Source organism: Pseudomonas sp. YY-1 (assembly GCF_002843095.1).
Taxonomy (GTDB): domain Bacteria; phylum Pseudomonadota; class Gammaproteobacteria; order Pseudomonadales; family Pseudomonadaceae; genus Aquipseudomonas; species Aquipseudomonas sediminis_A.
Genome location: NZ_PJLX01000008.1, coordinates 77,498 through 99,774, shown reverse-complemented (window position 1 = coordinate 99,774; position 22,277 = coordinate 77,498). Strand labels below are relative to the sequence as shown.

Here is a 22,277-nt window from a genome sequence, read left to right as displayed (position 1 = left end):
CCGGCTCACTTACTCGCCGACAGTACCTTTTGCGGCATTGCACTCAGCGAGGGTCATCGATTTGAAGCCGTGACCTTTGCAAGCACCCTGGCCTTTGCAGCTGTTTTCGGCGGTTTTGCAATCATTCTGGCCTTTGCAGGACGTGACGCCGTAACAATGTACTTTGGCTTCCTCGGCCACTGCTACGGTGCTGGAGAAAGCAGCGAACATGCTGGCAGCAGCGAAGGCGATAGCGGCACCAGTAGCAGCGGTGGATTTCATGGTCATGTGCGTATCCTCGGATGATCTGGGTTAGCCGGGCTAAGGTGTTTTGCGTGCCGGCATTGAACTAGAGCAACGAGGCGAGCCAGCGTTACAGCAGGATTGAAAAATTTCAGCGCCTCAGCGCCGACGCAGTAGAGCGACGAAGAACACCCCGCCGATGGCGGCAGTGACGATGCCGATGGGGAGGTCCTGCGGCGCCAGCCAGGTGCGCGCGGCGACATCGACCCAGACCAGGAACAGCGCCCCCAGCAGCGCCGCCACCGGCAACACGCGACGGTGCTCGGCGCCGACCAGAAAGCGCGCCACGTGCGGCAGCATCAGGCCGACGAAACCGATGGCGCCGGACAGCGACACCAGCACGCCGGTGAGTAATGAGGCCACCACGAACACCAAAAGGCGCACGCGGCGGGGCTCCAGGCCCAGGCTCACGGCGCTCTGCTCGCCAGCCATCAGCGCGTTCAGCGCGCGGCCCAGGCCGAGCAGTACAGCCAACGCCAACGCCAGGCACAGCGCCGGCAGCCAGAGTAGCTCCCAGCGCGCCAGACCGAGGCCTCCGAGCATCCAGAACAGCACCGAGCTGGCCGCGTGTGGGTTGCCCAGGTACAGCAGCAGGTTGCTCGCCGCCATCATCACGAACGACACCGCCACCCCGGCCAGCAGCAGGCGGTCACTCTCCAGCCGGCCGCTACGACTGGCGATGGCCAGCACCAGCAGCATGCTCGTCAGCGCACCGGCAAAGGCTGCCAGCGGCAGGCTGAGCAGGCCGGCGAACTCGCCCAGGTAGAGCACCACCACCACTGCACCGAAGGCCGCGCCGGAACTGACGCCGAGCAGGTGCGGGTCGGCCAGCGGATTACGCGTTGCCGCCTGCAACGCCGTACCCACCAGCGCCAGCCCAGCGCCCACCAGTGCGCCAAGCAGCACACGCGGCGCGCGCAATTGCCAGACGATGCTGTCCTGGCCGAGGCTCACCGCTGCCTCGGGCAGGATGCCGAACAGGTGCTGGTCGAGGATCGCCAGCACCCGCTCGAGCGGTACCTGCGCCGCGCCGAAACCCAGCGAGATGGCGCAGGACAGCACCAGCAGCACGCTCAAACCGAGCAGCAACAGACGAAATCGACTCACGGGGTGAAGACCTCGGGATGCAGCGCCGTCGCCAGGGTCTCGATGGCCGTCGCGTTCTCCAGGCTCGGCGTGACGGCCAGGTAGGACAGCACCACGAAGCGTCGTTCGCGGATCGCCGTCACGCCTTGCAAGGCAGGATGCTGCAGGAGGAAATCACGCTTCTGCGCCGCCGTGCGCTCGCCGTAGTCGACGATCAGGATCAGCTCCGGGTCCTGCTCGACCACCGACTCCCAGCCAACCTTCATCCAGTTGGCCGCCACCCCGTCCATCACGTTGCGCCCACCGGCCGCCTCGATCAGCGGTTGCGGCATGCCCAAGCGTCCGGCGCTGAAAGGCACGTCTTCACCGCTGTCGTAGACGAACACCCGCGGCCGTGTAGGCTGCTGGCCCAGGCGCGCGTCGACTGCCGCCACACGCGCCTGCATGGCGTGCACCAGGTCATCGGCACGTGCCTCGACGGCGAAGATGCGGCCGAGGTTGCGCAGGTCGTTGTAAACGTCGTCGAGGCTGGCGACGCGGCCAGGCGTGACGTGCGCGCAGGATTCGCTGAGTTCATACACCGGAATGCCGAAGCGCTCCAGGCTGGCCGGGGTGACCTCGCCGCCGATGCGCATGCCGTAGTTCCAGCCGGCGAAAAAGAAGTCAGCGCCAGCATCGAGCAGGTTCTCCAGCGACGGATAGCGCGCCGCCAGCTCGGGCAGATCATCCAGATCGGCCTGCAGCTCCGGCGTCGGCGTCTTCCAGCCGCTGACGCCGCTATAGCCGACCATGCGTTCTTTCAGGCCCAGGGCCAGGAGCATGGCGGTCAGGGTGATGTCGTGGCTGACCGCCCGCTGTGGCGGCTGCTCGATGGTTACCTGACGGTCGCAGCTGGTGACGGTGACGGCCCAAGTAGGGCTGGCCAACGCCAGCAAAACCGCGCCAACGAGTGTAGGAGCGAGCTCTGCTCGCGAAGCTTTTGTCGATCCCCAGGGTTCGCGAGCAGAGCTCGCTCCTACAGATGCAACCGTGCGTAAACGCTTCATCAAACAATCCAGGTAATGCGCGGGTAACCCGCCTGTGGATGGGTATCGACCAACGCCTGCACGCCGAACACCTGCTGCAGCAACTCGGCGCTCAGCACCTCGGCGGGTGTACCGGCGGCCACCAGACGGCCTTGGTCGAGCACGCACAGACGGTCGCAGAAGGCCGCTGCCAGGTTGAGGTCGTGGAAGCTGGCCAGGGTCGCCAGGCCCAGCGCTTTGATCTGCCGCAGCAGCTCCAGCTGGTAACGCGGGTCAAGGTGGTTGGTCGGCTCGTCGAGGATCAACAGTTGCGGCTGCTGCACCAGAGCGCGAGCCAGCAACGCGCGTTGCTTCTCGCCACCGGACAGTCGCGCGAACGGCTGTTGCGCCAGGCCGCCGAGGCCAACGCGTGCCAGCGCCTCGTCGACCAGACGGCGATCCTCGGCATCGTCGCCATCGAACAGGCCCTTGTGCGGCGTGCGGCCCATGGCCGCCACCTCCTCCACACGCAGGCCGAAGTCCTGGGGAAACTCCTGCAGCACCACCGCCACCCGCTGCGCACTCCAGCGCGGCGAGAGCTGCCACAGCGCCTCGCCGTCCAGTTCGACGCTACCCGCACTGGGCCGCTGGAAGCGGTAGGCGCAGCGCAGCAGGCTGGTCTTGCCGCTGCCATTGGGGCCGATCAGCCCCACCAGCTCGCCGTCGCCGACGGCCAGGTCGATGCCATCGAGCAGCGTGCGCTGCCCATCCGGTGACCAGCTCAATTGGCGCAGACGAAAACGGTCCATCAGAAGCTGTAGTCCGCGGTGACGAAGAACGAGCGCGGCTCACCGAGCAGCCACTGCTGGCCATCGTGCATCTGGTTACGGGCGTAGGTGCGATCGAACAGGTTGTTCAACTCAAGCCCCAGGCGTACGTCCGGCTGCACCTGCCAGCCGAGAGTGGCGTCGACCACGGTATAGCCCGGCACCTTCACGGTGTTGGCCGTATTGGCGTAACGGGCATCGACATAGCGAGCGCCGATGCCGGCATCCACTCCCCGGCCCAGATCCTTGCTCAGCCACAGGTTGGCAGTGCGCCGCGGCACATCGGTCGGTCGATTACCGCTACGATCACCGCCGCCTTCGACGAAGTCATCGTATTCGGCGCGCACCAACGCGGCGTTGGCCGATACCTGCCAGCCACCGTCGAGCGCCAGCTCCAGGGTCGCCTCCAGACCATCGGACGACTGCTGACCGACCTGCACGGTCGGCGAGGTCGGGGTTTCGCGGCTGAGCAGCTTCTTCTTGACGATGTGGTAGGCCGCCAGCGTCCATTCGCCACGCCCATCCCAGAAGGCCTGCTTGAGACCGAACTCGGTCTGCCTGGACTCGGTGAGGTCCATCTGCTGCTGGCCCGGATTGAGCGTGATGAGGTTGTTCACCCCGTCCTCGCTGGTGGAGTACTGGCCGTACAACGACAGGTGCGGGGTAACAGCGAAGACCAGACCGGCACGCCAGTTGCCGCCGCTCAGGCTGCGATCGGAGCGGGTGCCGGCACGCAGGTCGTCACGGTCGATATGGTTCTGGTCACGACGAATGCCGCTGACCAGTGACCAGCGCTCGCTGAGCTGCAGCTGGTTCTCGGCGAACAGGGCGAAGGTCCGGGTCTCGCTACGCGAATGCGGGCGATAGGCATCGAGGCTCTGGTAGTAGTCCGGCGCCGGGTTCCACGGGTCGATGAGCTCACCACCGCCGACATCGGTGTAGGGCGAGTTGTTGGCCAGGTTGAAACGGATGCGGTTGAACTCGCCACCGACCAGGGTGCGGCTGGCCAAGCCAAACAGCGAATGGTTAAAAGTGAAGGTCTGGCGGTCGCCGATCTGTTCCTGGTTGTGCTTGATCTCCAGATGTTCGCGGCGGTTGAGCTGACCCTGAGCGGCGTCCCAGGTGAAGTTCTCGGCGTTACGCCAGTAGCGGCGCGCTTTGAGGTAGTAAAGCTGGTTGCTGGCGCTGACCTGATCGGAAAGCGTCCAGTCGCTGGTCAGTCGCGTCCACTGCTCGTGGTAGGCGATCTCGGCGTTACGCACGTTGTAGTTTTTCTCGCGCAGGCTGTCGCGCAACTTGCCATCGACCAACGGGGTACCGAAATAGCTGCCAGGCTGCAACTTGCCCTGGTCGTGAGCCAGGGTGAAGGCCAGGTCATCGTTGACCTGCCAGCGCAACGCAGCGCTCAGGCCCAGGTTCTGCGAGTCGTCGCGGTCCACCCAGCCATGGCTGGCCTCACGGTTGAAGTTGAGGCGGTAACTCAGGGTGTCGCTCAGCGAACCGCCGCTATCCAGCGCCTGCTGATTGCGGTCGAACGAGCCGTAGCCGAAGCGCACGTGGTTTTTGATCTCGCCCTCGAAGGGCTTCTTCGCCAACACGTTGACCACCGCGCCCGTGGTGCCTTCGCCGTACAGCACCGAGGCCGGGCCACGCAGCACGTCGATACGCTCGACCATCCACGGATCGTGCGGGAACGATACGGTGCCCATGCCGGTGTACATGCGGATGCCATCGAACAACGTCATCACCGAGGCATGGCCGGTGAAACCGCGCGCCGACAGCGCGGTGCCACCGTTGCCGGGCGCACCGATATCGCTGATACCCGCTGTACGCGTCACCGCATCCTGCACCGTCAGGTTGTTGCGTTCGCGTACCTCTGCGCCGCTCAGGCTGGTGGTGCTGGCCGGGGTTTGCAGGGCCGACAGGTCGAGGCGCGAGCCAGCCGTGGTCGGCGTGTGCAGGCTGGTCTCGCCCTCCTGCGCGGCTTGCGCCTGGACGGTGACAGCGGGGAGATCGACAGCGGAGTCATCGGCCAGGGCGGTACCGCCAGCCAAGACCAGCAATGGCAGAGAGCAGAAGCGCAAGAGGTGTTGCACGTGAACAATTCCGGGGCGTTGAAGAGGCTCGTCGAGTCGCTTCGAGGCGTTGGAATCGGGGCTTGCAACGGCCAGTGACGACCGCGAATGACCCTGGCCTGAAGCGATAATCTTAGTGTTATAACATAACATTATCTTGTTTTGCAGGTAGCTGAAAACGAGCCCAGGCCCTTCTTTCAGGCATGACGAAAAGAGGTTCTTGTAGCGGAAATGGCGCGCCATATTGCTTCCATCGCAAAGAGAAAAGGCACGGCAATCCGATGGAAAATGCGCAACAGCAGACAGGGGCACGGGGCTCCCTACTGGAGTCAACGCCCGCCCACCGCGGGTTGCCAGACACAAACGACTCCAGGCCGGTCTCCGGGCTTGCGAGGGTCATGAACGCATCGCCTTCCCATGCGCGTGGCGCACAGTGGCGTATCGATGCGGTCGCTCGCTTACCGTTGCGGGGGCAGCGTCGGACTTGAACCGACTTCCCGTTTCACCTCACGCGCGGCGGCGTGAGACACCTGAAGCGGGGCGGATATGACCACCCGCCTCCACTGAAGTCAAGGCGCGGGACATTTTGTGGGAGGCGCTTTAGTGGCGATTGCTCTTCTGCAGGAGCGACTGACCGGCATTGCGCTTCAGCCGCGAAAGGGTGGCGTTAAGCCTGCTCGTCGATACGCAGCTCCGGCAACGCCCTACCCGCCACCAGGCGCTCATCGACCAGGCGGATCACCGCCGCCTCATCCTTGATGCCATACCACTCGCCCTGTGGATAAAGGCTCGCGGTCGGGCCCAGGTCACAGGGAAACTGGCACTGGCTGCGGGTGATATGCACACCGCCCTCGCACTCCAGCTTGCCGGCGGCCTTGAGCCGCTGGCGCAAGGTTTTCCACAGGCCCAGCGCGCCCTTGCGCGTGCAGCGCGGGCCGTTGCACAGCAGCAGGCGCTGCGCATGCGGGGGAATCTGCGACCAGGCGTGGTGCTCCGGCACGGGCGGTACGTCGCTACAGGGGAGATGCGCTTCGTGATGCGCCAACAGCGCACCCAGTCCATCGAGCCAAATGTCCTCCAGCGCCGTGCAAACCACGAACACCTCGGCTCCGTCGCCCCGCTCGGCGATACGTTCACGCAGCCAGTCGCGGTGCGCAGCATCGGCGCGCGGCTCCAGCTCGACCACCAGCAGCGGGCGTGGCGCCTCATCGATGGCCAGCCAGAAACCATCCTGCTCCGTGTCATGCAGGTGCGCTTCACCAAGCAGCGTTTCGATGCGCTGCCGCAGATGCTCGGCCGAGGCTCCACGACCCAGGCCGGGGCCGATGAACAGAACGCGGGCGTAGGGGGTTTGGCTCATGACGGTCTCCAAAACGGGCCGGCAGTCTAGCAGCGTGCGTAGGGTGGACGTCGCTTTTCACGTCCACCAAAGCGGTGGATCGATAAAGCGCGATGCAACCGCCGCGACGATCGCAAGCGTAGGGCGGGTGCAACCCGCCAGACCGGCGTTGGCGGGTTTCACCCGCCCTACAGGGACAGCGCCTCGTAGAGAGCGTCCAACTCCGCGAACTCCCGCGTTACCGCCGGCAACTGCGGCCGACGTAATAGCAACACCGGCAATCCAAGCTCACGGGCGACTTGCAACTTCGGTTCGGTGGACGCGCTGCCGCTGTTCTTGCTCACCAGCACGTCGCAACACAGGCGGGCGAACAGGGCGCGTTCCTCGTCCAGCGAGAACGGCCCGCGCGCACCGATAATCTCGGCGCGCGGCGGCGCCGGCTCGGCCTGCAGGCAGCGCACCGTCCAGTGCTGGTGTTCAGGGATTTCATGCAGATGCGCCAGCGGCTCACGCCCGGAGGTGAAGAACGGCCGTTCGAATGGCGCCAATGCGCGGATCAGCTCATCCCAACCGTCCACTTCGCGCCAGTCGTCATCCGCGCCGGCCTGCCAGCCAGGGCGACGCAATGCCCAGCACGGCACGTCTGCGATTTCTGCGGCGCGGGCCGCGTTGTGGCTGATCTGCACCGCATAGGGGTGGGTCAGGTCCAGCAGCAGTTCAATGCCTTCGTCGGCGATAAAGGCTGCCAGGCCCTCGGCACCGCCGAAGCCGCCGACGCGCACGCGGCAGGCCAGGTCGTCCGGCACCCGACCAAGACCGGCCAGGCTGTACACCGTCTCCGGACCCAGCCGACGCGCCAGACGCAGCGCTTCGGTAGTGCCGCCAAGCAGCAGGAGTCGCGCGCTCACGGCTTGCGCACAGTCAGCAGGGTGATCGGCAGCGCCGCACGCCAAGTGTCGAAGCCGCCCAACGGCTGCGCCTGGGCCACGGTCAGACGCAGCAGCTCACCGCCGTGCTGCTCACGGAAGGCGACCAGCGCCGCCTCACTCTGAATGGTCACGGCATTGGCCAGCAGACGCCCGCCCGGCTTGAGCGCGGCCCAGCAATCATCGAGCACGCCTGGCACGGTGACGCCGCCGCCGATGAAGATCGCATCCGGTGCCGGCAGTCCATCCAGTGCTTCGGGCGCATGTCCAGCGACCAGTTGCAGACCGGGCACGCCGAGGGCATCACGGTTGTGGCGGATATGATCCTGACGCCCTTCGTTGGCCTCGATGGCAATGGCCAGGCAGGTCGGATGGGCGCGCATCCATTCGATGCCGATGGAGCCGCAACCGGCGCCGACATCCCACAGCAACTCGCCAGGCAGCGGCGCCAGCCGAGCCAGGGTGACGGCGCGCACGTCGCGCTTGGTCAGTTGCCCGTCGTGGCGGTAGGCCTCGTCCGGCAGGCCGCAGGTCGGTGGCAGCAGTTGCGCGCCGGTGTCGGCCAGGCACTCTACGGCCAGCAGATTGAGATCGGCACCGCGTGGCAGGTTCCAGCTCGCGGCCAGGCCCTCGATGCGGCGCTCGTCAGGCCCGCCAAGGTGCTCCAGCAGGGTCAGGCGGCTGGCGCCGAAACCACGTGCGCACAAGGCTTCGGCGACCTGCGCAGGGGTGTCACCATCAGCGCTCAATACGAGCAGGCGCGTACCGGGATAGAAACGGGCATTGAGCGTGGCCAGCGGCCGGCCGACCAAGGAGACCACCTCAGCCTCCTGCAACGGCCAGCCCAGGCGCGCCGCCGCCAGCGACACCGAGGACGGCGCCGGCAATACCTGCAACTCGTCGGCCGACACCTGGCGCGCCAGACTGGCACCGACGCCGTAGAACATCGGATCACCGCTGGCCAGCACGCACACCGCATCGCCGCGTCGGGCCAGCAACGGCTGCAGATCGAACGGGCTCGGCCAGACTTCCCGTTCGCCACTGATGCACGGCGGCAGCAAGGCCAGCTGGCGCGGCGCACCGACGATGCGCGTGGCCGCCAGCAAGGCGCGACGCGCGGCCTTGCCCAGGCCGGGATAGCCGTCTTCGCCGATGCCGACCAGGGTCAACCAGGGTTTCATCCAATGTCCTCGCACAGGCCCGACGGACCGCCTGTCCGCGCTCCGGGCAAAGCGGGCATAATAGCGCCTTCGTCGGTGCCCTTGAGTCGATACGACTTAACAGCGGGCCTAAGAGGGAATCCGGAGCGATCATTGATCGCGACCGAGCTGCCCCCGCAACTGTAAACAGCGAGTCCAACGCAATCGGCCACTGGGTAACCGGGAAGGCGCGGCGGATGAAGACCTGTTAGCCAGGAGACCTGCCGACGAACGCTGGTCGCGAGTGCCAACATCGGGCGGGGTGTACCGATGCCATGGAGTCCCCTATGGGATTTCGCTGGTTCGGTCGCCGCGTCGTTAGCCACAGGTGACCGCTTGCCCACGTCCGTCCGCCCTTCCGCCTGCCCCGGCCTGCTGCGCATCGTGCCTGCGCTGGACGGTGGCATCTGCCGGGTCAAACTGCCCGGCGGCGTGCTGCTCAGCACCCAGGCGCGGGCGATTGCCGAGGCAGCGCGGCAGCATGCCAGTGGCGTGCTGGAGCTGACCAACCGCAGCAACCTGCAGATTCGTGGTGTACTGCCTGGCCAGGAAGCGCCGCTGATCGAAGCCCTGCTCAGCGCCAATCTCGGGCCGCGCGTGGCCGCCGCCGACGATGTGCGCAACCTGCTGCTCAGCCCCGCCGCCGGCCTCGACCCGCAGGCGCGGATGGATGTACGCCCGCTGGCCAGCCAACTGCTCGACCTGTTGCAGGACACCCCAGCGCTGCACGCGTTGTCGCCCAAGTTCGCCCTGCAACTGGACGGCGGCGAAGCCCTGGCCATGCGCGAACACCCGCACGACCTGTGGCTGGCCGCCGAAAACGAGCAGCACATGCTGCTGGGCCTGGCCGGTTGCCCCTTTGAGGCGCCAGTAGCGCGAGTCGAGACGACACAGGTAGTCAGGCTGGTACGCCAGCTCCTGCTGCTGTTCCTCGAACTGGCGACTCCCGAGCAATCTCGCATGCGCCAGTTGCTGCAACAGATCCCAGCCGACGAACTGCTGCAACGTCTGCAGATGCGTCTGGACTTTCCCTTGCAACCGGTGCCGGTCAATTGGCAGCTGACCGCTCCGCTCGACCACGTCCCGGCAGGTATTTATCCACAGGCGCAGAGCGGCCTGTGCATGGTCGCTGCTGGCGCCCAGCTAGGCCGGCTGCATGCCGAACAACTGATGACGCTGGCCCAACTGAGCGAGCACCACGGCGACGGAAAATTACGCCTGACGTCCTGGCAAGGCGTGCTGCTGGGCAATGTGCCGGAAGCCGCCAGCGGTGAGCTGCTGGCGGCGCTGGGCGAGCTCGGCCTGCTGACGCATATCGACGAACCGCTGCTCGGCCTGGTCGCCTGCACCGGTTCGGCGGCCTGCGCGCGCGGCCTGGCCGATAGCAAACACCACGCCCTGCACCTGGCAGAGTTGCTGCACGAAAGCGGTGCCCGCCCGCAGGTGCATCTCAGCGCCTGCCCGCGCAGTTGCGCCAGCGCCCGCGTGCAGCCCTATACCCTGCTGGCCAACACGCCCGACCATTACCAGCTCTATCAACGCACGCCCGAGGCGCCCGGTTTCGGCCGCCTGCTGGCGCCGGCCATGACCATCGACGAGGCCGGCGCCTGGTTCGCCCGCCAACACCCCGCAGGAACCCCCAATGCTTGATTACATCCGCGACGGCCAGGAAATCTACCGCCGCTCCTTCGCCACCATCCGTGCCGAGGCCAACCTCGATGGCATCCCCGCCGACCTGGAAAAACTCGCCGTGCGGGTGATCCATGCCTGCGGCATGGTCGATGTGGTGGAGGATCTGCGCTTCTCCCCCGGTGCTGGCGCCGCTGGCCGCGCCGCGCTGCTGGCCGGCGCGCCGATCCTCTGCGATGCGCGCATGGTCGCCGAAGGCATCACCCGCCCGCGCCTGCCGGCAGGCAACAAAGTGATCTGCACCCTGCACGACGCCGGCGTGCCGGAGCTGGCCCGCGAAGTCGGCAACACCCGCTCGGCAGTGGCCCTGGAGCACTGGCGTGAGCATCTGGAAGGCAGCGTGGTGGTGATCGGCAATGCGCCCACAGCCCTGTTTTATCTGCTGGAAATGCTCGATGCCGGCGCGCCGAAACCGGCACTGATCATCGGCATGCCGGTGGGTTTCATCGGCGCGGCAGAATCCAAGGACGCCCTGGCCGCAGACAGCCGTGGCGTGCCCTACGTGATCGTGCGTGGCCGCCGTGGCGGCAGCGCCATGGCGGTGGCCGCGGTCAACGCCCTGGCCTCGGAGGTGGAATGATGGCCGGTCGCCTACTCGGTCTCGGCGTCGGCCCCGGCGACCCCGAGCTGCTCACCCTCAAGGCGCTGCGCCTGCTCAAAGGCGCGCCGGTGGTGGCCTACTTCGTGGCCAAGGCTAAACACAACGCCGGCCACGGCGGTAACGCCTTCGGCATCATCGAAGAGCACCTGGACGTCGCCCAGCAGCGCCTGCCGCTGGTCTACCCGGTAACCACCGAGAAGCTTGCCCCGCCGCTGTCCTACGAGGATGTGATCGCCGACTTCTACGACACTTGCGCGCAGCAGATCGCCCAGTTGCTCGATGCCGGCCAGGACGTGGCGGTGATCTGCGAGGGCGACCCGTTCTTCTACGGCTCCTACATGTACCTGCACGATCGCCTGGCTGATCGCTACGAAGTCGATGTGGTGCCAGGCGTGTGCTCGATGCTCGGCTGCGCCTCGGTGCTCGGCACCCCGCTGGTCTACCGCAACCAGAGCTTGAGCGTGCTCTCCGGCGTGCTGCCGGAAGACGAGCTGGAACAGCGCCTGCGCGACGCCGAAGCGGCGGTGGTGATGAAGCTCGGGCGCAACTTCGACAAGGTGCGCCGCGTGCTGCGCAAGCTCGGCCTGGACGACCGCGCCCACTACGTAGAACGCGCGACCATGGCCAGCCAGAAGATCGTCGCACTGGACGAGGTGGAGCCGATGGATTCGCCGTATTTCTCGATGATTCTGGTGCCTGGGCAGAAATGGCGGGGGTAATCCCGTAGGGCGGGCGCAACCCGCCTGCAGCGAGCTGGCGGGTTGCACCCGCCCTACCCGTCACAAGAGCGTAGCCCGGATGCAATCCGGGAAACCCATTCCCCGGATTGCATCCGGGCTACAGGATTTACCGCATGAACATCGTCATCCTCGGCGCCAGCGCGCTGGCCACTGCACAACGTCTCAAGGCGCTTTATCCACAGGCGGTGATCCACGGCCTGCGCGGGCGCGCCGACGGCGCCGAGCGCCACTACGACGAGTTCGGCGAGACCCTGCGCGCCCTGTACCGCGCCGGCCAGCCGCTGGTGGTGCTGTGCGCCGCCGGTATCGTCATCCGTAGCCTGGCCGCACTGCTGGCGGAAAAAGGCGCCGAGCCGCCGGTGCTGGCCCTGGCCGAGGATGGCAGCGCCGTGGTGCCGCTGCTCGGCGGCCTGGCCGGGGTCAACCGCTTGGCCCGCGAGATCGCCGCCTACCTGGGCGTAGCGCCGGCCATCACCACCAGTGGCGAGCTGCGCTTCGGCACCTGTCTGCTGGAACCGCCAGCCGGTTATGCCCTGGCCGACCTGCAGCAGGGCAAACGCTTCGTCAGCGATCTGCTCGGCGGCGACAGCGTGCGTATCGAAGGCGAGGCGCCCTGGCTGGAGGCGGCGCAGCTGCCGGTAGATAAGACCGCGTCGCGGGTTATCCATGTCACCGCCGAGCAACGTCCACCGAGGGCCGACGAACTGTTGATCCACCCGCGCTGCGCCGCCGCGCTGATCGAACGCCCCGGCGCCGACCTACCGGCTCGCCTGCAGCAGGCGTTGAGCGATGCCAACCTGGCGGCGCAAGCGCTGGCCGTTCTGCTCGCGGACAAAGCCTGGATGGCCAACGCCGAGCTACACGCTGCTGCAGCCGAGTTGAACCTGCCACTGCGCTTTATCCACAGCACCACCGAGCTGCCACCCGAATGCCATATCGGCGATGGCCTGCGCCTGCTGCTGGGTGAACAGCCGCTGGATATCGAACGCCTCGGCCAGAGCCGTGGACGCCTCAGCGTGGTTGGCCTCGGCCCCGGTGCCGCCGAACACATGACCCCCGCCGTGCGCCGCGCCCTCGACGAGGCCGAAGACCTGCTCGGCTACGACACCTACGTGAAGATGGCCGGCCCGCTGCGCGCCGATCAGTGCGTACACCCCAGCGACAATCGCGAGGAGCTGCTGCGCGCCGCGCATGCCTTCGAGCTGGCCGCCGCTGGCCGGCGGGTGGTGATGATCTCCTCGGGCGACCCCGGCGTGTTCGCCATGGCCGCCGCCGTGATGGAGGCGCTGGAAAGCCCGCAGAGCGAGGCCTGGCACGGCGTCGAGCTGGAGGTGCTGCCGGGCGTCTCCGCTGCTCTGGCCACCGCCGCCAAGGCCGGCGCGCCGCTGGGTCACGACTTCTGCCTGATCTCTCTGTCCGACAACCTCAAGCCCTGGGCGGTGATCGAAAAACGCCTGCAGCATGCCGCCGCCGCCGACCTGGCCATGGCCTTCTACAATCCGATCTCCAAGGCCCGCCCCTGGCAGCTCGGCCGCGCGCTGGAGCTGCTGCGCCAGCACCGCGAACCGCAGACCCTGGTGGTGCTCGGCCGCGACATTGGCCGCCCCGCCGAGGCCCTGCGCAGCCTGACCCTCGGCGAGCTGACCCCAGAGATGGTCGATATGCGCACCCTGGTGATCATCGGCTCCAGCCAGACCCGCCGCTTCCCCCGTGCCGATGGCGGCGAGTGGGTCTACACGCCGCGCTGGTATCCCGATCTGTAGGAGCCCGCTTGCGGGCGATCCGGCACCGTCGGACACCTTGATCGCCGGCAAGCCGGCTCCTACGAAAAGCGCGTCTGCGCGCACCTTACAAACCTACGCGCCAAGTGCTGGTATCCCGATCTGTAGGAGCCCGCTTGCGGGCGATCCGGCACCGTCGAACACCTTGATCGCTGGCAAGCCAGCTCCTACGAAAGGCGCCTGCACAAACCTTCTAGCCCTGCGCACTGGACGCGGTAAGCTCAAGCGTTCACAGCACAAACGGGCAGCAGGCGATGAACGCGCAGTCATGGGTCGACCTCAAGCAGGATGCCGATACCGGCATCGAGGTGATCCGTGCGCATTTCGAGGGCCACGCCTACGACCCGCACTGGCACGACAGCTACCTGATCGGCTTTACCGAGCAGGGCGTGCAGCAGTTCCATTGCCGACGCGCGCTGTTCAGCAGTGTGCCGGGACAGACCTTCTTCCTCGAGCCCGGCGATATCCACGACGGCCATGCGCCGACACCGGGCGGCTTCACCTACTCCACCCTCTATCTCGAGCCGGCCTGGCTGGAGCGCGCGTTGCCAGCGCTGTTCGAACAGGCACCCGCCGACTGTCTGCCCGGCGTACCACGCACCCAACCGGACGACCCCGGCCTGCTGCCGTGCATCGCCAATGCCCTGCAGGCGTTGAACGACAACGAGCCACGCATGGTGCGCGACGCCGCGCTGGATGCGCTGCTGGAACGCATCTCACGCAGCCTGCACTGGCGCCAGCGCCTGCCCGGCAACCCACAGATACCTCGCGTGGCCCTGCGTGCCCGCGACTACCTGCATGCACACTTTCAAGAGAACATCGGCCTCGACGAACTGGCGCGAGTCTGCGGCGTCGACCGCTTTCGGCTGAGCCGTGCGTTCAAGGCCGCGTTCTGCATCGCCCCACACGGCTACCTGATCCAGCTGCGCCTGGTGCGCGCCCGCCGGCTGCTGGCCCTCGGCACGGCACCGGCGGATGTCGCCAGCGACTTGGGCTTCGCCGACCAGAGTCACCTGGGCCGCTGGTTCCGCCGCGCCAACGGCCTTACCCCAGGCGCCTACCGCAACCTCTGCACAAAGCTTCAAGACCGCTGAATCAGCCAGCCGGACAATCGCGCCATACCCGATATGGAGCGATGCCCAATGCCTTTCCCCGCCTGCCGAGCCCAGCCATGAACCAGTGGCTGCCCTTCATCCTGTTCGCTTCAGTGGCCTCGATCACCCCCGGCCCGACCAACCTGTTGATCCTCGGCAGCGCTGCCCGCTTCGGCCTGTCCATCGCACTCGCCATCGCCATGGGCGCCAGCCTGAGCGCCAGCCTGATGCTGCTGGTGGTCGGGCTGGGCCTCGGTGAACTGCTAGCCAGTGCCCCGCTGTTGCAGACGGCGATGACCTGGGCCGGCGCCGCCTGGATCAGTTGGATGGCCTGCAAGCTGATGCGCGCCGAGGCAGCCGGCATGGACGAGCGCGGCGTCGACCGGCGCCAGGGCTTCGCCCAGGGCGCCGGCCTGCAACTGATCAACCCCAAGACCTGGCTGATGAGCGTCTCGGTCACGGCGATCTTCCTCGACGGCCAGGCCTCGTTCGGCGCGGTGGCGAGCTACGCGACGCTGTTCCTGCTGGTGTCCACGCCCTGCCTGCTGGCCTGGGGTGTGCTGGGCGTCGGCGGCGCGCGCCTGTTGCGGCAACCGGCCAGGCTGCTGCTGTTCAACCGCTGCATGGCCGTATTGCTGCTGGCTTCGGTGTGGCTGCCGCTGCTGGCAAGCCTGTAGGAGCGCCGCCCCGGCGCGAAGCGATTGCGGCGATACCGCGATACCGAGTTTATCCGCAGCATTCGCCGCGGGGCGCGGCTCCTACAACACACCGCCCTGACGGCGGAAGGTGCCGGGCGCCAGGCCGAAACGCTGGCGGAACAGCTTGCCCAGGTGGCTGGCATCGCCGACGCCGATCTCGTCGGCGAGTTGCGCCAGACTGTGGCTGGAGTTGAGCAGGCGCCAGCGCACATGCTGCAGGCGCAGCTCGTTCCAGTATTCGCGCGCACTCATACCCTGGCTGGCGTGGAACAGGCGATCGAGCTGACGCCGGCTGATACCGACGCTGGCCGCCAACTGCTCGATGCCATCGGCGCTGGCCAAACCATGGCGCATCAGGGCGATGGCGCGGTCGACATGGCGCTCGCCGCTCGGTGTGGTGTGCAGTGAACGCAGCGCGTGCTGGCCGCTGCGCGTTTCGTCCACCAGCATATCGGCCAAGCCCTTGAGCGCCCGTGCCCGGCCGCTGCCCTGGGCCAGCAGCTCCACCGCCAGATCGATGGCTGCTGTGCCACCGGCGCAGGAAATCCGCGCACCATCAAGGCAATACAGACGCTCGCGAGCCAGGCGCAGCTGTGGAAAGCTGGCGCGAAATTCCGCCTCATGGCGCCAGTGCACCGCCACCCGATGACCGTCGAGCAGGCCGCAGGCGGCGAGCAGGAAGCTGGCATTGTCGATCGCCACCAGCTTCACTCCGGTGCGTGCGGCGCGACGCAGCAACGGCTGGTAAGCCGGCGCCAGCGCGGCAGTGGCCTGCGCGTTGCGCCCGCCGAACAGCACCAGGTAGTCGAAGTCGGCCAGATCGAGTTGTTCCGGCGTGGCCTCGATACGCAGCGCCGCACCACTGCTGGACAGCACATGCCCCGGCTGCAGGCCGAGAATCGTCCAGGCGCAATAGCGCTGGCGGCTGTAGTCCTCGTCGTCGGCGCTGAAGCGCAACTTGTCGAGAAAACCACCGAACGGCAGCAGGGCAAATTCCGGCAGGGGCAGCAAGAGAAAACGCAGGTCGGGGCTTTCGGCCATTTGACGTCCAGAATCAACCGTTAAATAGCCAGAATCTACCTCATTCAAGTACCTGTCGCTGACTAGACTGGCCGCGCCCAAACAGGAGACCCGCATGGCCCTCGAACTCTGGCTCGTCTACTTCGTCGCCACCCTTGGCCTGGCACTCACGCCCGGCCCCAATAGCCTGTTGGCACTGACCCACGGCGGACTGTATGGCGCACGCATGGCACTGGCCACCATCCTCGGCGGCGTGGTCGGCTTCAGCACGCTGATTGCCCTGGCCATGTTCGGCCTCAGTGCGCTGCTCAAGACCGCGCCCAACGCGCTGCTGGCGCTCAAGTGGATCGGCGGCGCCTACCTGATCTGGCTGGGCGTGCAGCTGTGGCGCTCGCCGCCGATGAACCTGATCCTGGCCGACAGCGGCGTCCGCCCCAGCGCAAGCCGGCTGTTTCGCCAAGGCCTGCTGTCGGCGCTGTCGAATCCCAAGGTGATCCTGTTCTACGGCGCCTTTCTGCCGCAGTTCGTCGATCCGCAGCGCGGCCTGGCCGTGCAGTTCGTGGTGATGGCAGCGACCTTCGCCGTGGTCGAGTTCCTCGTCGAACTGCTGCTGGCGCTACTGGCGTTTCGCGTACGCCCCTGGTTGCAGCGCGGGGGCCGCGCCTTCAACCGCAGCTGCGGTGTGCTCTTCGTGCTGATCGGCGTGGCGCTGCCGCTGGCGCGCTAAGCACGCCCGGCATCAGGCCTTCAACGCCTCACCAATCGCGTAATAGTGCCCGCCCGCCACGTGATGCAGGCTGCGCAGGCTCGGGTCGGCCGTCTCGAAATGCCAGCGACCGTCGCGAAACACGCGCTCGTCCGCCCAGGCCGCAATCACCTCGCCAATGAACAGATCATAGGCCTGCTGGTTGTGCGGCTCATCGAGCAGCCGGCAGACCAGCCAGGCCGAGCAGCCCGCCACCAGCGGCACATCGTGGCCTGGCATCTCGAACAACTCGACCCCGGCATGCGCCAGCTTCGCCGGATCATCGGTCAGGCTGGCGTTGCCCACCGCTTGGGTCAGCTGCAGTTGCGCCACGGTCGGCACCTGGATGGCGAACAGGCCACTGCCTTCGACCAGCGCGCGGGTGCGCGTGGCCTTGTCGATCACCACGGTAAGCTTCGGCGGGTCGAAATCCAGGGCGCAGCACCAGGCTGCCGCCATGACGTTATCCACAGCCTGATGACGCGCCGACACCAGCACGGTGGGACCGTGGTTGAGCAGACGATAGGCCTTGGTCAGGTCGACGGGACGGATAGAGGCGCTCATGCAGGCTCCTGAAAGCGAAAAAGGCGCCCGCATGCTGGCTCGGCTGAACCAGCATCGCAAGCGCCTGCAACAGCGGTTGTGGATCAGAACTCCTGCGTGGTCGGACGCAGGACGATCTCGTTGATGTCGACGTCGGCAGGTTGCTCGATGGCGTAGGCGATGGCGCGCGCCACCGATTCCGCCGGGATCGCCTGCTTGTAGAAATCGACGACGAAATCGCGGCTCTGCTGGTGCGAGCTGCCGAACTTCAGCTCCGAATCCACCGCGCCCGGCTCGATGGTGGTAGTGCGGATGCTGCCGCCGACCTCATGACGCAACCCTTCGGAGATGGCGCGTACGGCGAACTTGGTGCCGCTGTAGACGGTGCCACCGGGGCTGAACACCTTGATCCCGGCCACCGAAGCGATATTGATGAAATGCCCGGCGTTCTGTTGCTGGAATACCGGCAGCGCCGCGGCGATGCCGTACAACACGCCCTTGATGTTGATGTCGATCATGCGCTCCCACTCGTCGACGCGCACATCGCTCATCGGTGCGATGGACATCAGCCCGGCGTTGTTGATCAGCACATCGACGCGGCCGAAGCTGTCCAGTGCACCCTGGATCAGGGCTTTCACCTCATCGGCGCGGGTCACGTCAGTCTGGTAGGCCACGGCCTCGCCACCTGCGGCGACCAGTTCGCTGACTAGTTGCTCGAGACGCTCCTTGCGCCGTGCGGCCAGCACCACCTTGGCGCCCAGTTGGCTCAGATGACGGGCGGTCGCTTCGCCCAGACCGCTGCTGGCGCCGGTGATGACCACGACCTTGCCGGAAATGTTATTGCTCATGAGTAAGCCCTCTCTGGATTCATGGGAGTGTCCGCGCCATACGCCGGACATAGACTCACCTTAGAGACGATTTAAGTTTCAATGAATGGAAGAGTTTGGATTAGGCTATTCCAGTTTTTGGAATACAAAGGCGCCCCGACATGCTCAACCGCATGGAGATGATCCGCATCTTCTGCAGCGCGGCCGACTGCAGCAATTTCCGCGAGGCAGCGACTCGCCTGGGGGTTTCACCGCAGGCGGTGACCCGTGCGATCAAGGCGCTGGAAGAGGAACTGGGCGAGATTCTGTTCCACCGCAACACCCGCCAGGTGCATATCACCGCCTTCGGCGAGGCCTATGCGCTGCGCGCCCGGCAGATGCTGGAGGATTTCGACGCGCTGTTTCGCGGCCATCACGCGGAAACCGAATCGATCATCGCCGGGCGCATCGGCATCACCGCGCCGCAGGCCATCGGCAAACGCTTTCTGGTGGGTTTTCTGCAGCCCTTGCTCAAGCAGCACCCGCAACTGGTGCTGAACCTGCGGCTGGAGGACGAGATCACCGACGCGGTGGAAGCGCAGATCGACATCGGCATCCGCGTCGGCTTCCTGCGTGACAGCCGCTATGTCGCCCGCGCCCTGGCGCCGGTGCCGTTGCAGGTGGTGGCCACGCCGCAACTGATCAAAGCCACCGGCAAGCCGCGCACCCTCGACGAGTTGCAGCAGCGGCCGCTGTCGGTGCTGATCGACCGCAAGAACGGCCGCCCCTGGCCGTGGACCTTCGCTCACGGCCCCAGCCTGCATCCGCCCACGCCAGCGCTGGTGTGCGACGACCCTGAAGCCGAGCTGGAGGCCGTGCTTGCCGGCCTGGCCTACGGCCAGTTGCCCGCCTACCTGGCGCAGCCCTATCTGCAGAGCGGCCACCTGCAGGCGGTGCTGACCGAGCAGGCACCCGATCCCTGGCAGTTGTTTATCTATCGCCCGCAGCAAGGCCCGGTGCCGCCAAGGGTGCGCCTGGTGTTCGATCACCTGCGCACCTGCTTCTCCGACCCGGCGCAGTTTCCCCAGGGCTGAGGTCGCTCACGGCAACGCCATCGTCGCCTGAGAAGCCTTCCCCCTGCCGCGCTCTCCGTACCCTGCCTGAAGCCGTCTAAATCAGGGATCAGGAGCGTCGCATGAATGCTATCCACAGGGGCCAGCAGGTCAGCCCGGCCACCTTGCACAAGGTGATCGCCGCCTCGGCCATCGGTAATTTCGTCGAGTGGTTCGACTTCGCCGTCTACGGCTTTCTCGCCGTGACCATCGCTTCGCTGTTCTTCCCGCCGGGCAACCCGACCCTGGCGCTGCTGCAGACCTTCGCCGTGTTTGCCGTGTCGTTCGCCCTGCGCCCACTGGGCAGCATCGTCTTCGGCATTCTCGGTGATCGGATCGGACGTAAACGCGCACTGTCGATCACCGTGCTGCTGATGGCAGGCGGCCTGGCGCTGCCGGAGTCATCGAAGCGGCCGCTGAGCTACCAGCGCTGAACGATCAGTACTGCACCGAGTAGCTCAAGCCAAAGGTACGCCCCGCCGCCGGCAGGCTGGAGATGGCGCCGTAGGTGGCCTCGGCCTGCTGACCGTAGACGGTCTTGTAGTCGCGGTTGGCCAAGTTGTAGACGCCGAAACCAACCTCGCCGCCTAGCCAGGGCGCGTGAGCGATCAGGTCGACCACGGTATAGCCCTGGATCTTGGTCGCCGGGGTGGCGCGGATGGTTGGGCTGATCGCGGCGGACTGAGCGTCGTCATAAGCGCGGTCACTGCCGCCCACGGTGAGCGCCTGCAGGCGTACGCCATAGCCATCGAGGAAGCGCCAGTCACTGTAGACGGTGGCCTTCAGCGGCGAAACGCGGAAGGCATTCAGCTCGCGCCAGTTGCCGGCGGCGTCCTTGTACTGGCCACGGGTGTAGGCCAGGGTGCCGCCCAGCGTCCAGCCCTCGACCACCGGCACCTGCAGGTTGCCTTCGGCGCCCCACACGCGCTCATCGGTGTCGGCCACCGAGACGCTGAAATCGCGGTTGAACTGCACCACCTTGTCGGAGGTGTTGTAGAACGCCGTCACCCCGGCGTTCAGGCCGCTGGCATCACCCAGGCGCCAGCCCAGTTCGTAGTTGTTGACCTTGATCGAATCGATGCTGCTGCTATCGATGACGAAGCTGGCCGGCACGTCGCGCAGCATGCGCTGGGTGTCGGGCAGGCTGAAGCCCTGGGAGAAATTGGCGAACAGTTGTTGAGTGTCGGTCAGCTTGTACACCGCGCCGAGGTTGAACAGGGTCTCGCTGTGGCGCACGTTGCCGCCTTCCAGGGTGCGCGCCTGGTAGCCAGCCACGGTGGCGGCGGTGACCGCCTCGCCATAGGGGATGGAATCATCCACTTCGTTGCGGATGGTTTCGCGGCGCACCCCGGCCTGCAGGCTGAGGCGCTCGGTAAGCTGGTAGTCGCCCTGGAGGAACGCGCCGGTCTTGCTCACTTCCACGTCCGGGCCCATCGAGGAACTGTAGGTCTCGCGGTAGTTCAGGCCATTGCTGGTGAAGAAGCTGTTGAAGTCGTAGAACTGGCCGTCCTGACGATCCTGCTCGCGCTCATGATCGAGGCCATAGGTCAGTTGCAGATCGCGGCCGGCCAGCTCGAAGCCCTTCTGCAAGGCGGTGCGCACGCCCCAGACGTCGATGTCGGTGCTCGACTGCAGCACCACGTTGGCCACCCCACCGGGCAACGCGGCATTGGCCGCACGACTGGCGAACGGGAACCAGCGCGATTTTTCCTTGCGGTAGTAGGCTTCGGCGGTCAATTGCTGGCCACCCAGCAAATCGCGGTTGAGGTATTGCACATTGGCGCCGTAATGACGGGTGCGCGGCTGGTCGTCGAGCTGCAAACCGTCCACCGCGTTGTGGCTGGGCTGGTAGTTCGAGACCAGCAACGCCGACAGGTTGGGGCCGTAGTCCGGGCCGTAGTCGCTGTCCTGCTCGTCGTTGTAGTAGCGCACGCCGGCGCTCAGTTGCTGGTCGTCGTCCAAGTGCCAGGTCAGGCGGCCGTTGAAGTCGAAGCTGGTGGTGTCCTGGCGGTCGGTCTGGGAGATTTCCGGGCCGATGCGATCACCGTCGGCATCGCGAATCTCGCCCTGCTTGGTGAAGCTCAGGCCGGCGAAACCGCTGATCGCCCCATGGTGAAAGGCAGCGGTCTGCGAGGCCTCGTAGGCCATGGCGTCACGCGCCGCCTTGCCAGGAGTACGCAGGCCGATGCGGCTGCTGAAGTCACTGGTTTCGTCGTCGGCGTTACGCGTGATGATGTTGATCAGGCCGCCGGTGGCGCCAGCGCCGTAGATGCTGGTGGCACCGGAGATCACCTCGATGCGCTCGATCATCGCCGGGCTGATGCTATTGAGCTGGCGCGAACCGTCACGCGAGCCGGTCAGCGGTACGCCGTCGATCATCACCTGGACGGTGCGCCCGCGCATGGTCATGCCGTAGTTGCTGGTGGTGCCGCTGCTCGGCGCCAGCGAGGGCACCAACTGGCCGAGGATATCGGCGGTGGAACGGCCGGCAGCGGCCTGCTCGGCAACCTGCTCGCGGTCGATGCTGTACACCGTGCCGGCGATCTCGGCGATGCTCTTGGCCGAACGGGTGGCGGTGACCACCATCGGGCCGAGTTCCTTGACCTGGCTGGTCGCGGTGTCATCGGCCTGCGCATGGAGCGCGCCGCTTACCGCCAGGCTGAGCAAGGTGACCTGCATGGATGCCGAAAGATGCCTCATGGTTTCCCCC

The 22,277-nt window shown here is 66.4% G+C and carries 20 protein-coding genes, 1 pseudogene and 2 riboswitches; of the genes and pseudogenes, 9 read left to right on the top strand and 12 right to left on the bottom strand.

From position 1 onward, the window contains the following. Nucleotides 1–9 precede the first annotated feature (9 nt). The 8 genes from CXP40_RS13210 to cbiE all read right to left on the bottom strand — a co-directional run bounded on the left by CXP40_RS13210 (nucleotide 10) and on the right by cbiE (nucleotide 8,720). Entirely contained in the window at nucleotides 10–267 is a 258-nt protein-coding gene (locus CXP40_RS13210; RefSeq protein ID WP_099525107.1) for a hypothetical protein, read from the bottom strand. Between the two features lie 114 nt (nucleotides 268–381). After that, nucleotides 382–1,389, bottom strand: coding sequence for an iron ABC transporter permease (locus CXP40_RS13205; RefSeq protein ID WP_106734106.1), 1,008 nt, complete (start codon nucleotides 1,387–1,389; stop codon nucleotides 382–384). After that, entirely contained in the window at nucleotides 1,386–2,414 is a 1,029-nt protein-coding gene (locus CXP40_RS13200; RefSeq protein WP_106734105.1) for an ABC transporter substrate-binding protein, read from the bottom strand. The genes CXP40_RS13205 and CXP40_RS13200 overlap by 4 nt, the downstream gene beginning before the upstream one ends. Next, nucleotides 2,414–3,181: an ABC transporter ATP-binding protein gene (locus CXP40_RS13195; RefSeq protein ID WP_106734104.1), complete on the bottom strand. Its 768-nt coding sequence runs from the start codon at nucleotides 3,179–3,181 to the stop codon at nucleotides 2,414–2,416. Before CXP40_RS13195 ends, CXP40_RS13200 begins: the two co-directional genes overlap by 1 nt. Next, nucleotides 3,181–5,295 (bottom strand): TonB-dependent siderophore receptor, encoded by a 2,115-nt coding sequence (locus tag CXP40_RS13190; RefSeq protein WP_106734103.1) that lies wholly within the window; start codon nucleotides 5,293–5,295, stop codon nucleotides 3,181–3,183. Before CXP40_RS13190 ends, CXP40_RS13195 begins: the two co-directional genes overlap by 1 nt. Nucleotides 5,296–5,628: 333 nt before the next feature. Beyond that, nucleotides 5,629–5,823, bottom strand: a riboswitch (cobalamin riboswitch). Nucleotides 5,824–5,941: 118 nt separating this feature from the next. Continuing rightward, on the bottom strand, nucleotides 5,942–6,634 hold the full coding sequence (locus CXP40_RS13185; protein ID WP_106734102.1) for a ferredoxin: 693 nt from the start codon (nucleotides 6,632–6,634) through the stop codon (nucleotides 5,942–5,944). A 167-nt stretch (nucleotides 6,635–6,801) separates the two neighbouring features. Continuing rightward, the gene (locus CXP40_RS13180) at nucleotides 6,802–7,521 is read right to left on the bottom strand and encodes a cobalt-precorrin-6A reductase (RefSeq protein ID WP_106734101.1); all 720 of its coding nucleotides are present in this window, start codon (nucleotides 7,519–7,521) and stop codon (nucleotides 6,802–6,804) included. Then, nucleotides 7,518–8,720, bottom strand: a complete 1,203-nt coding sequence (gene cbiE / locus CXP40_RS13175; protein WP_106734100.1) for a precorrin-6y C5,15-methyltransferase (decarboxylating) subunit CbiE — start codon at nucleotides 8,718–8,720, stop codon at nucleotides 7,518–7,520. The genes CXP40_RS13180 and cbiE overlap by 4 nt, the downstream gene beginning before the upstream one ends. 56 nt (nucleotides 8,721–8,776) lie before the next feature. Then, a riboswitch (cobalamin riboswitch) is annotated at nucleotides 8,777–8,982 on the top strand. 92 nt (nucleotides 8,983–9,074) lie between these two features. On the opposite strand from cbiE, the gene cobG reads away from it, so the two are divergent. From cobG to CXP40_RS13145, 6 genes are all read left to right on the top strand, one after another. Then, complete coding sequence (gene cobG, locus CXP40_RS13170) at nucleotides 9,075–10,388, top strand: precorrin-3B synthase (protein ID WP_106734099.1); 1,314 nt, start codon at nucleotides 9,075–9,077, stop codon at nucleotides 10,386–10,388. Next, nucleotides 10,381–11,007: a precorrin-8X methylmutase gene (locus CXP40_RS13165; RefSeq protein ID WP_106734098.1), complete on the top strand. Its 627-nt coding sequence runs from the start codon at nucleotides 10,381–10,383 to the stop codon at nucleotides 11,005–11,007. The genes cobG and CXP40_RS13165 overlap by 8 nt, the downstream gene beginning before the upstream one ends. Then, the gene (locus CXP40_RS13160; RefSeq protein ID WP_177429663.1) at nucleotides 11,004–11,747 is read left to right on the top strand and encodes a precorrin-2 C(20)-methyltransferase; all 744 of its coding nucleotides are present in this window, start codon (nucleotides 11,004–11,006) and stop codon (nucleotides 11,745–11,747) included. Before CXP40_RS13165 ends, CXP40_RS13160 begins: the two co-directional genes overlap by 4 nt. A gap of 134 nt (nucleotides 11,748–11,881) precedes the next feature. Continuing rightward, the gene (gene cobJ / locus CXP40_RS13155) at nucleotides 11,882–13,531 is read left to right on the top strand and encodes a precorrin-3B C(17)-methyltransferase (RefSeq protein WP_106734096.1); all 1,650 of its coding nucleotides are present in this window, start codon (nucleotides 11,882–11,884) and stop codon (nucleotides 13,529–13,531) included. Between the two features lie 272 nt (nucleotides 13,532–13,803). Beyond that, complete coding sequence (locus CXP40_RS13150) at nucleotides 13,804–14,643, top strand: AraC family transcriptional regulator (protein ID WP_106734095.1); 840 nt, start codon at nucleotides 13,804–13,806, stop codon at nucleotides 14,641–14,643. 77 nt (nucleotides 14,644–14,720) lie between these two features. Beyond that, nucleotides 14,721–15,320: a LysE family translocator gene (locus CXP40_RS13145; RefSeq protein WP_256579383.1), complete on the top strand. Its 600-nt coding sequence runs from the start codon at nucleotides 14,721–14,723 to the stop codon at nucleotides 15,318–15,320. An 81-nt stretch (nucleotides 15,321–15,401) separates the two neighbouring features. Here the strand turns inward: CXP40_RS13145 and CXP40_RS13140 are convergent, their stop codons facing one another. Beyond that, nucleotides 15,402–16,382 (bottom strand): GlxA family transcriptional regulator, encoded by a 981-nt coding sequence (locus CXP40_RS13140; RefSeq protein WP_106734093.1) that lies wholly within the window; start codon nucleotides 16,380–16,382, stop codon nucleotides 15,402–15,404. A 94-nt stretch (nucleotides 16,383–16,476) separates the two neighbouring features. Between CXP40_RS13140 and CXP40_RS13135 the strand changes: the two genes are divergently transcribed. Next, nucleotides 16,477–17,088, top strand: coding sequence for a LysE family translocator (locus CXP40_RS13135; RefSeq protein WP_106734092.1), 612 nt, complete (start codon nucleotides 16,477–16,479; stop codon nucleotides 17,086–17,088). A gap of 12 nt (nucleotides 17,089–17,100) precedes the next feature. Here the strand turns inward: CXP40_RS13135 and CXP40_RS13130 are convergent, their stop codons facing one another. Both CXP40_RS13130 and CXP40_RS13125 read right to left on the bottom strand, forming a co-directional pair. Next, a complete protein-coding gene (locus tag CXP40_RS13130) occupies nucleotides 17,101–17,670 on the bottom strand; it encodes a flavin reductase family protein (RefSeq protein ID WP_106734091.1) in 570 nt (189 codons plus the stop codon). 83 nt (nucleotides 17,671–17,753) lie between these two features. Then, a complete protein-coding gene (locus CXP40_RS13125; protein ID WP_106734090.1) occupies nucleotides 17,754–18,497 on the bottom strand; it encodes an SDR family oxidoreductase in 744 nt (247 codons plus the stop codon). Nucleotides 18,498–18,637: 140 nt separating this feature from the next. On the opposite strand from CXP40_RS13125, the gene CXP40_RS13120 reads away from it, so the two are divergent. Both CXP40_RS13120 and CXP40_RS13115 read left to right on the top strand, forming a co-directional pair. After that, the gene (locus tag CXP40_RS13120) at nucleotides 18,638–19,549 is read left to right on the top strand and encodes a LysR family transcriptional regulator (RefSeq protein WP_106734089.1); all 912 of its coding nucleotides are present in this window, start codon (nucleotides 18,638–18,640) and stop codon (nucleotides 19,547–19,549) included. Nucleotides 19,550–19,650: 101 nt separating this feature from the next. Beyond that, nucleotides 19,651–19,962: pseudogene (locus tag CXP40_RS13115) on the top strand (MFS transporter); the annotation flags it as partial. A 43-nt stretch (nucleotides 19,963–20,005) separates the two neighbouring features. Here the strand turns inward: CXP40_RS13115 and CXP40_RS13110 are convergent. Next, the gene (locus CXP40_RS13110) at nucleotides 20,006–22,267 is read right to left on the bottom strand and encodes a TonB-dependent receptor (protein WP_177429662.1); all 2,262 of its coding nucleotides are present in this window, start codon (nucleotides 22,265–22,267) and stop codon (nucleotides 20,006–20,008) included. Nucleotides 22,268–22,277: the final 10 nt, after the last annotated feature.

Bases quoted from the DNA above. Each gene is read 5' to 3' on its own strand.
- CXP40_RS13210 (WP_099525107.1), bottom strand. From the start codon at position 267: ATGACCATGAAATCCACCGCTGCTACTGGTGCCGCTATCGCCTTCGCT.
- CXP40_RS13200 (WP_106734105.1), bottom strand. From the start codon at position 2,414: ATGAAGCGTTTACGCACGGTTGCATCTGTAGGAGCGAGCTCTGCTCGC.
- CXP40_RS13195 (WP_106734104.1), bottom strand. From the start codon at position 3,181: ATGGACCGTTTTCGTCTGCGCCAATTGAGCTGGTCACCGGATGGGCAG.
- CXP40_RS13185 (WP_106734102.1), bottom strand. From the start codon at position 6,634: ATGAGCCAAACCCCCTACGCCCGCGTTCTGTTCATCGGCCCCGGCCTG.
- cbiE (WP_106734100.1), bottom strand. From the start codon at position 8,720: ATGAAACCCTGGTTGACCCTGGTCGGCATCGGCGAAGACGGCTATCCC.
- CXP40_RS13165 (WP_106734098.1), top strand. From the start codon at position 10,381: ATGCTTGATTACATCCGCGACGGCCAGGAAATCTACCGCCGCTCCTTC.
- CXP40_RS13160 (WP_177429663.1), top strand. From the start codon at position 11,004: ATGATGGCCGGTCGCCTACTCGGTCTCGGCGTCGGCCCCGGCGACCCC.
- cobJ (WP_106734096.1), top strand. From the start codon at position 11,882: ATGAACATCGTCATCCTCGGCGCCAGCGCGCTGGCCACTGCACAACGT.
- CXP40_RS13150 (WP_106734095.1), top strand. From the start codon at position 13,804: ATGAACGCGCAGTCATGGGTCGACCTCAAGCAGGATGCCGATACCGGC.
- CXP40_RS13145 (WP_256579383.1), top strand. From the start codon at position 14,721: ATGAACCAGTGGCTGCCCTTCATCCTGTTCGCTTCAGTGGCCTCGATC.
- CXP40_RS13140 (WP_106734093.1), bottom strand. From the start codon at position 16,382: ATGGCCGAAAGCCCCGACCTGCGTTTTCTCTTGCTGCCCCTGCCGGAA.
- CXP40_RS13135 (WP_106734092.1), top strand. From the start codon at position 16,477: ATGGCCCTCGAACTCTGGCTCGTCTACTTCGTCGCCACCCTTGGCCTG.
- CXP40_RS13130 (WP_106734091.1), bottom strand. From the start codon at position 17,670: ATGAGCGCCTCTATCCGTCCCGTCGACCTGACCAAGGCCTATCGTCTG.
- CXP40_RS13125 (WP_106734090.1), bottom strand. From the start codon at position 18,497: ATGAGCAATAACATTTCCGGCAAGGTCGTGGTCATCACCGGCGCCAGC.
- CXP40_RS13120 (WP_106734089.1), top strand. From the start codon at position 18,638: ATGCTCAACCGCATGGAGATGATCCGCATCTTCTGCAGCGCGGCCGAC.
- CXP40_RS13110 (WP_177429662.1), bottom strand. From the start codon at position 22,267: ATGAGGCATCTTTCGGCATCCATGCAGGTCACCTTGCTCAGCCTGGCG.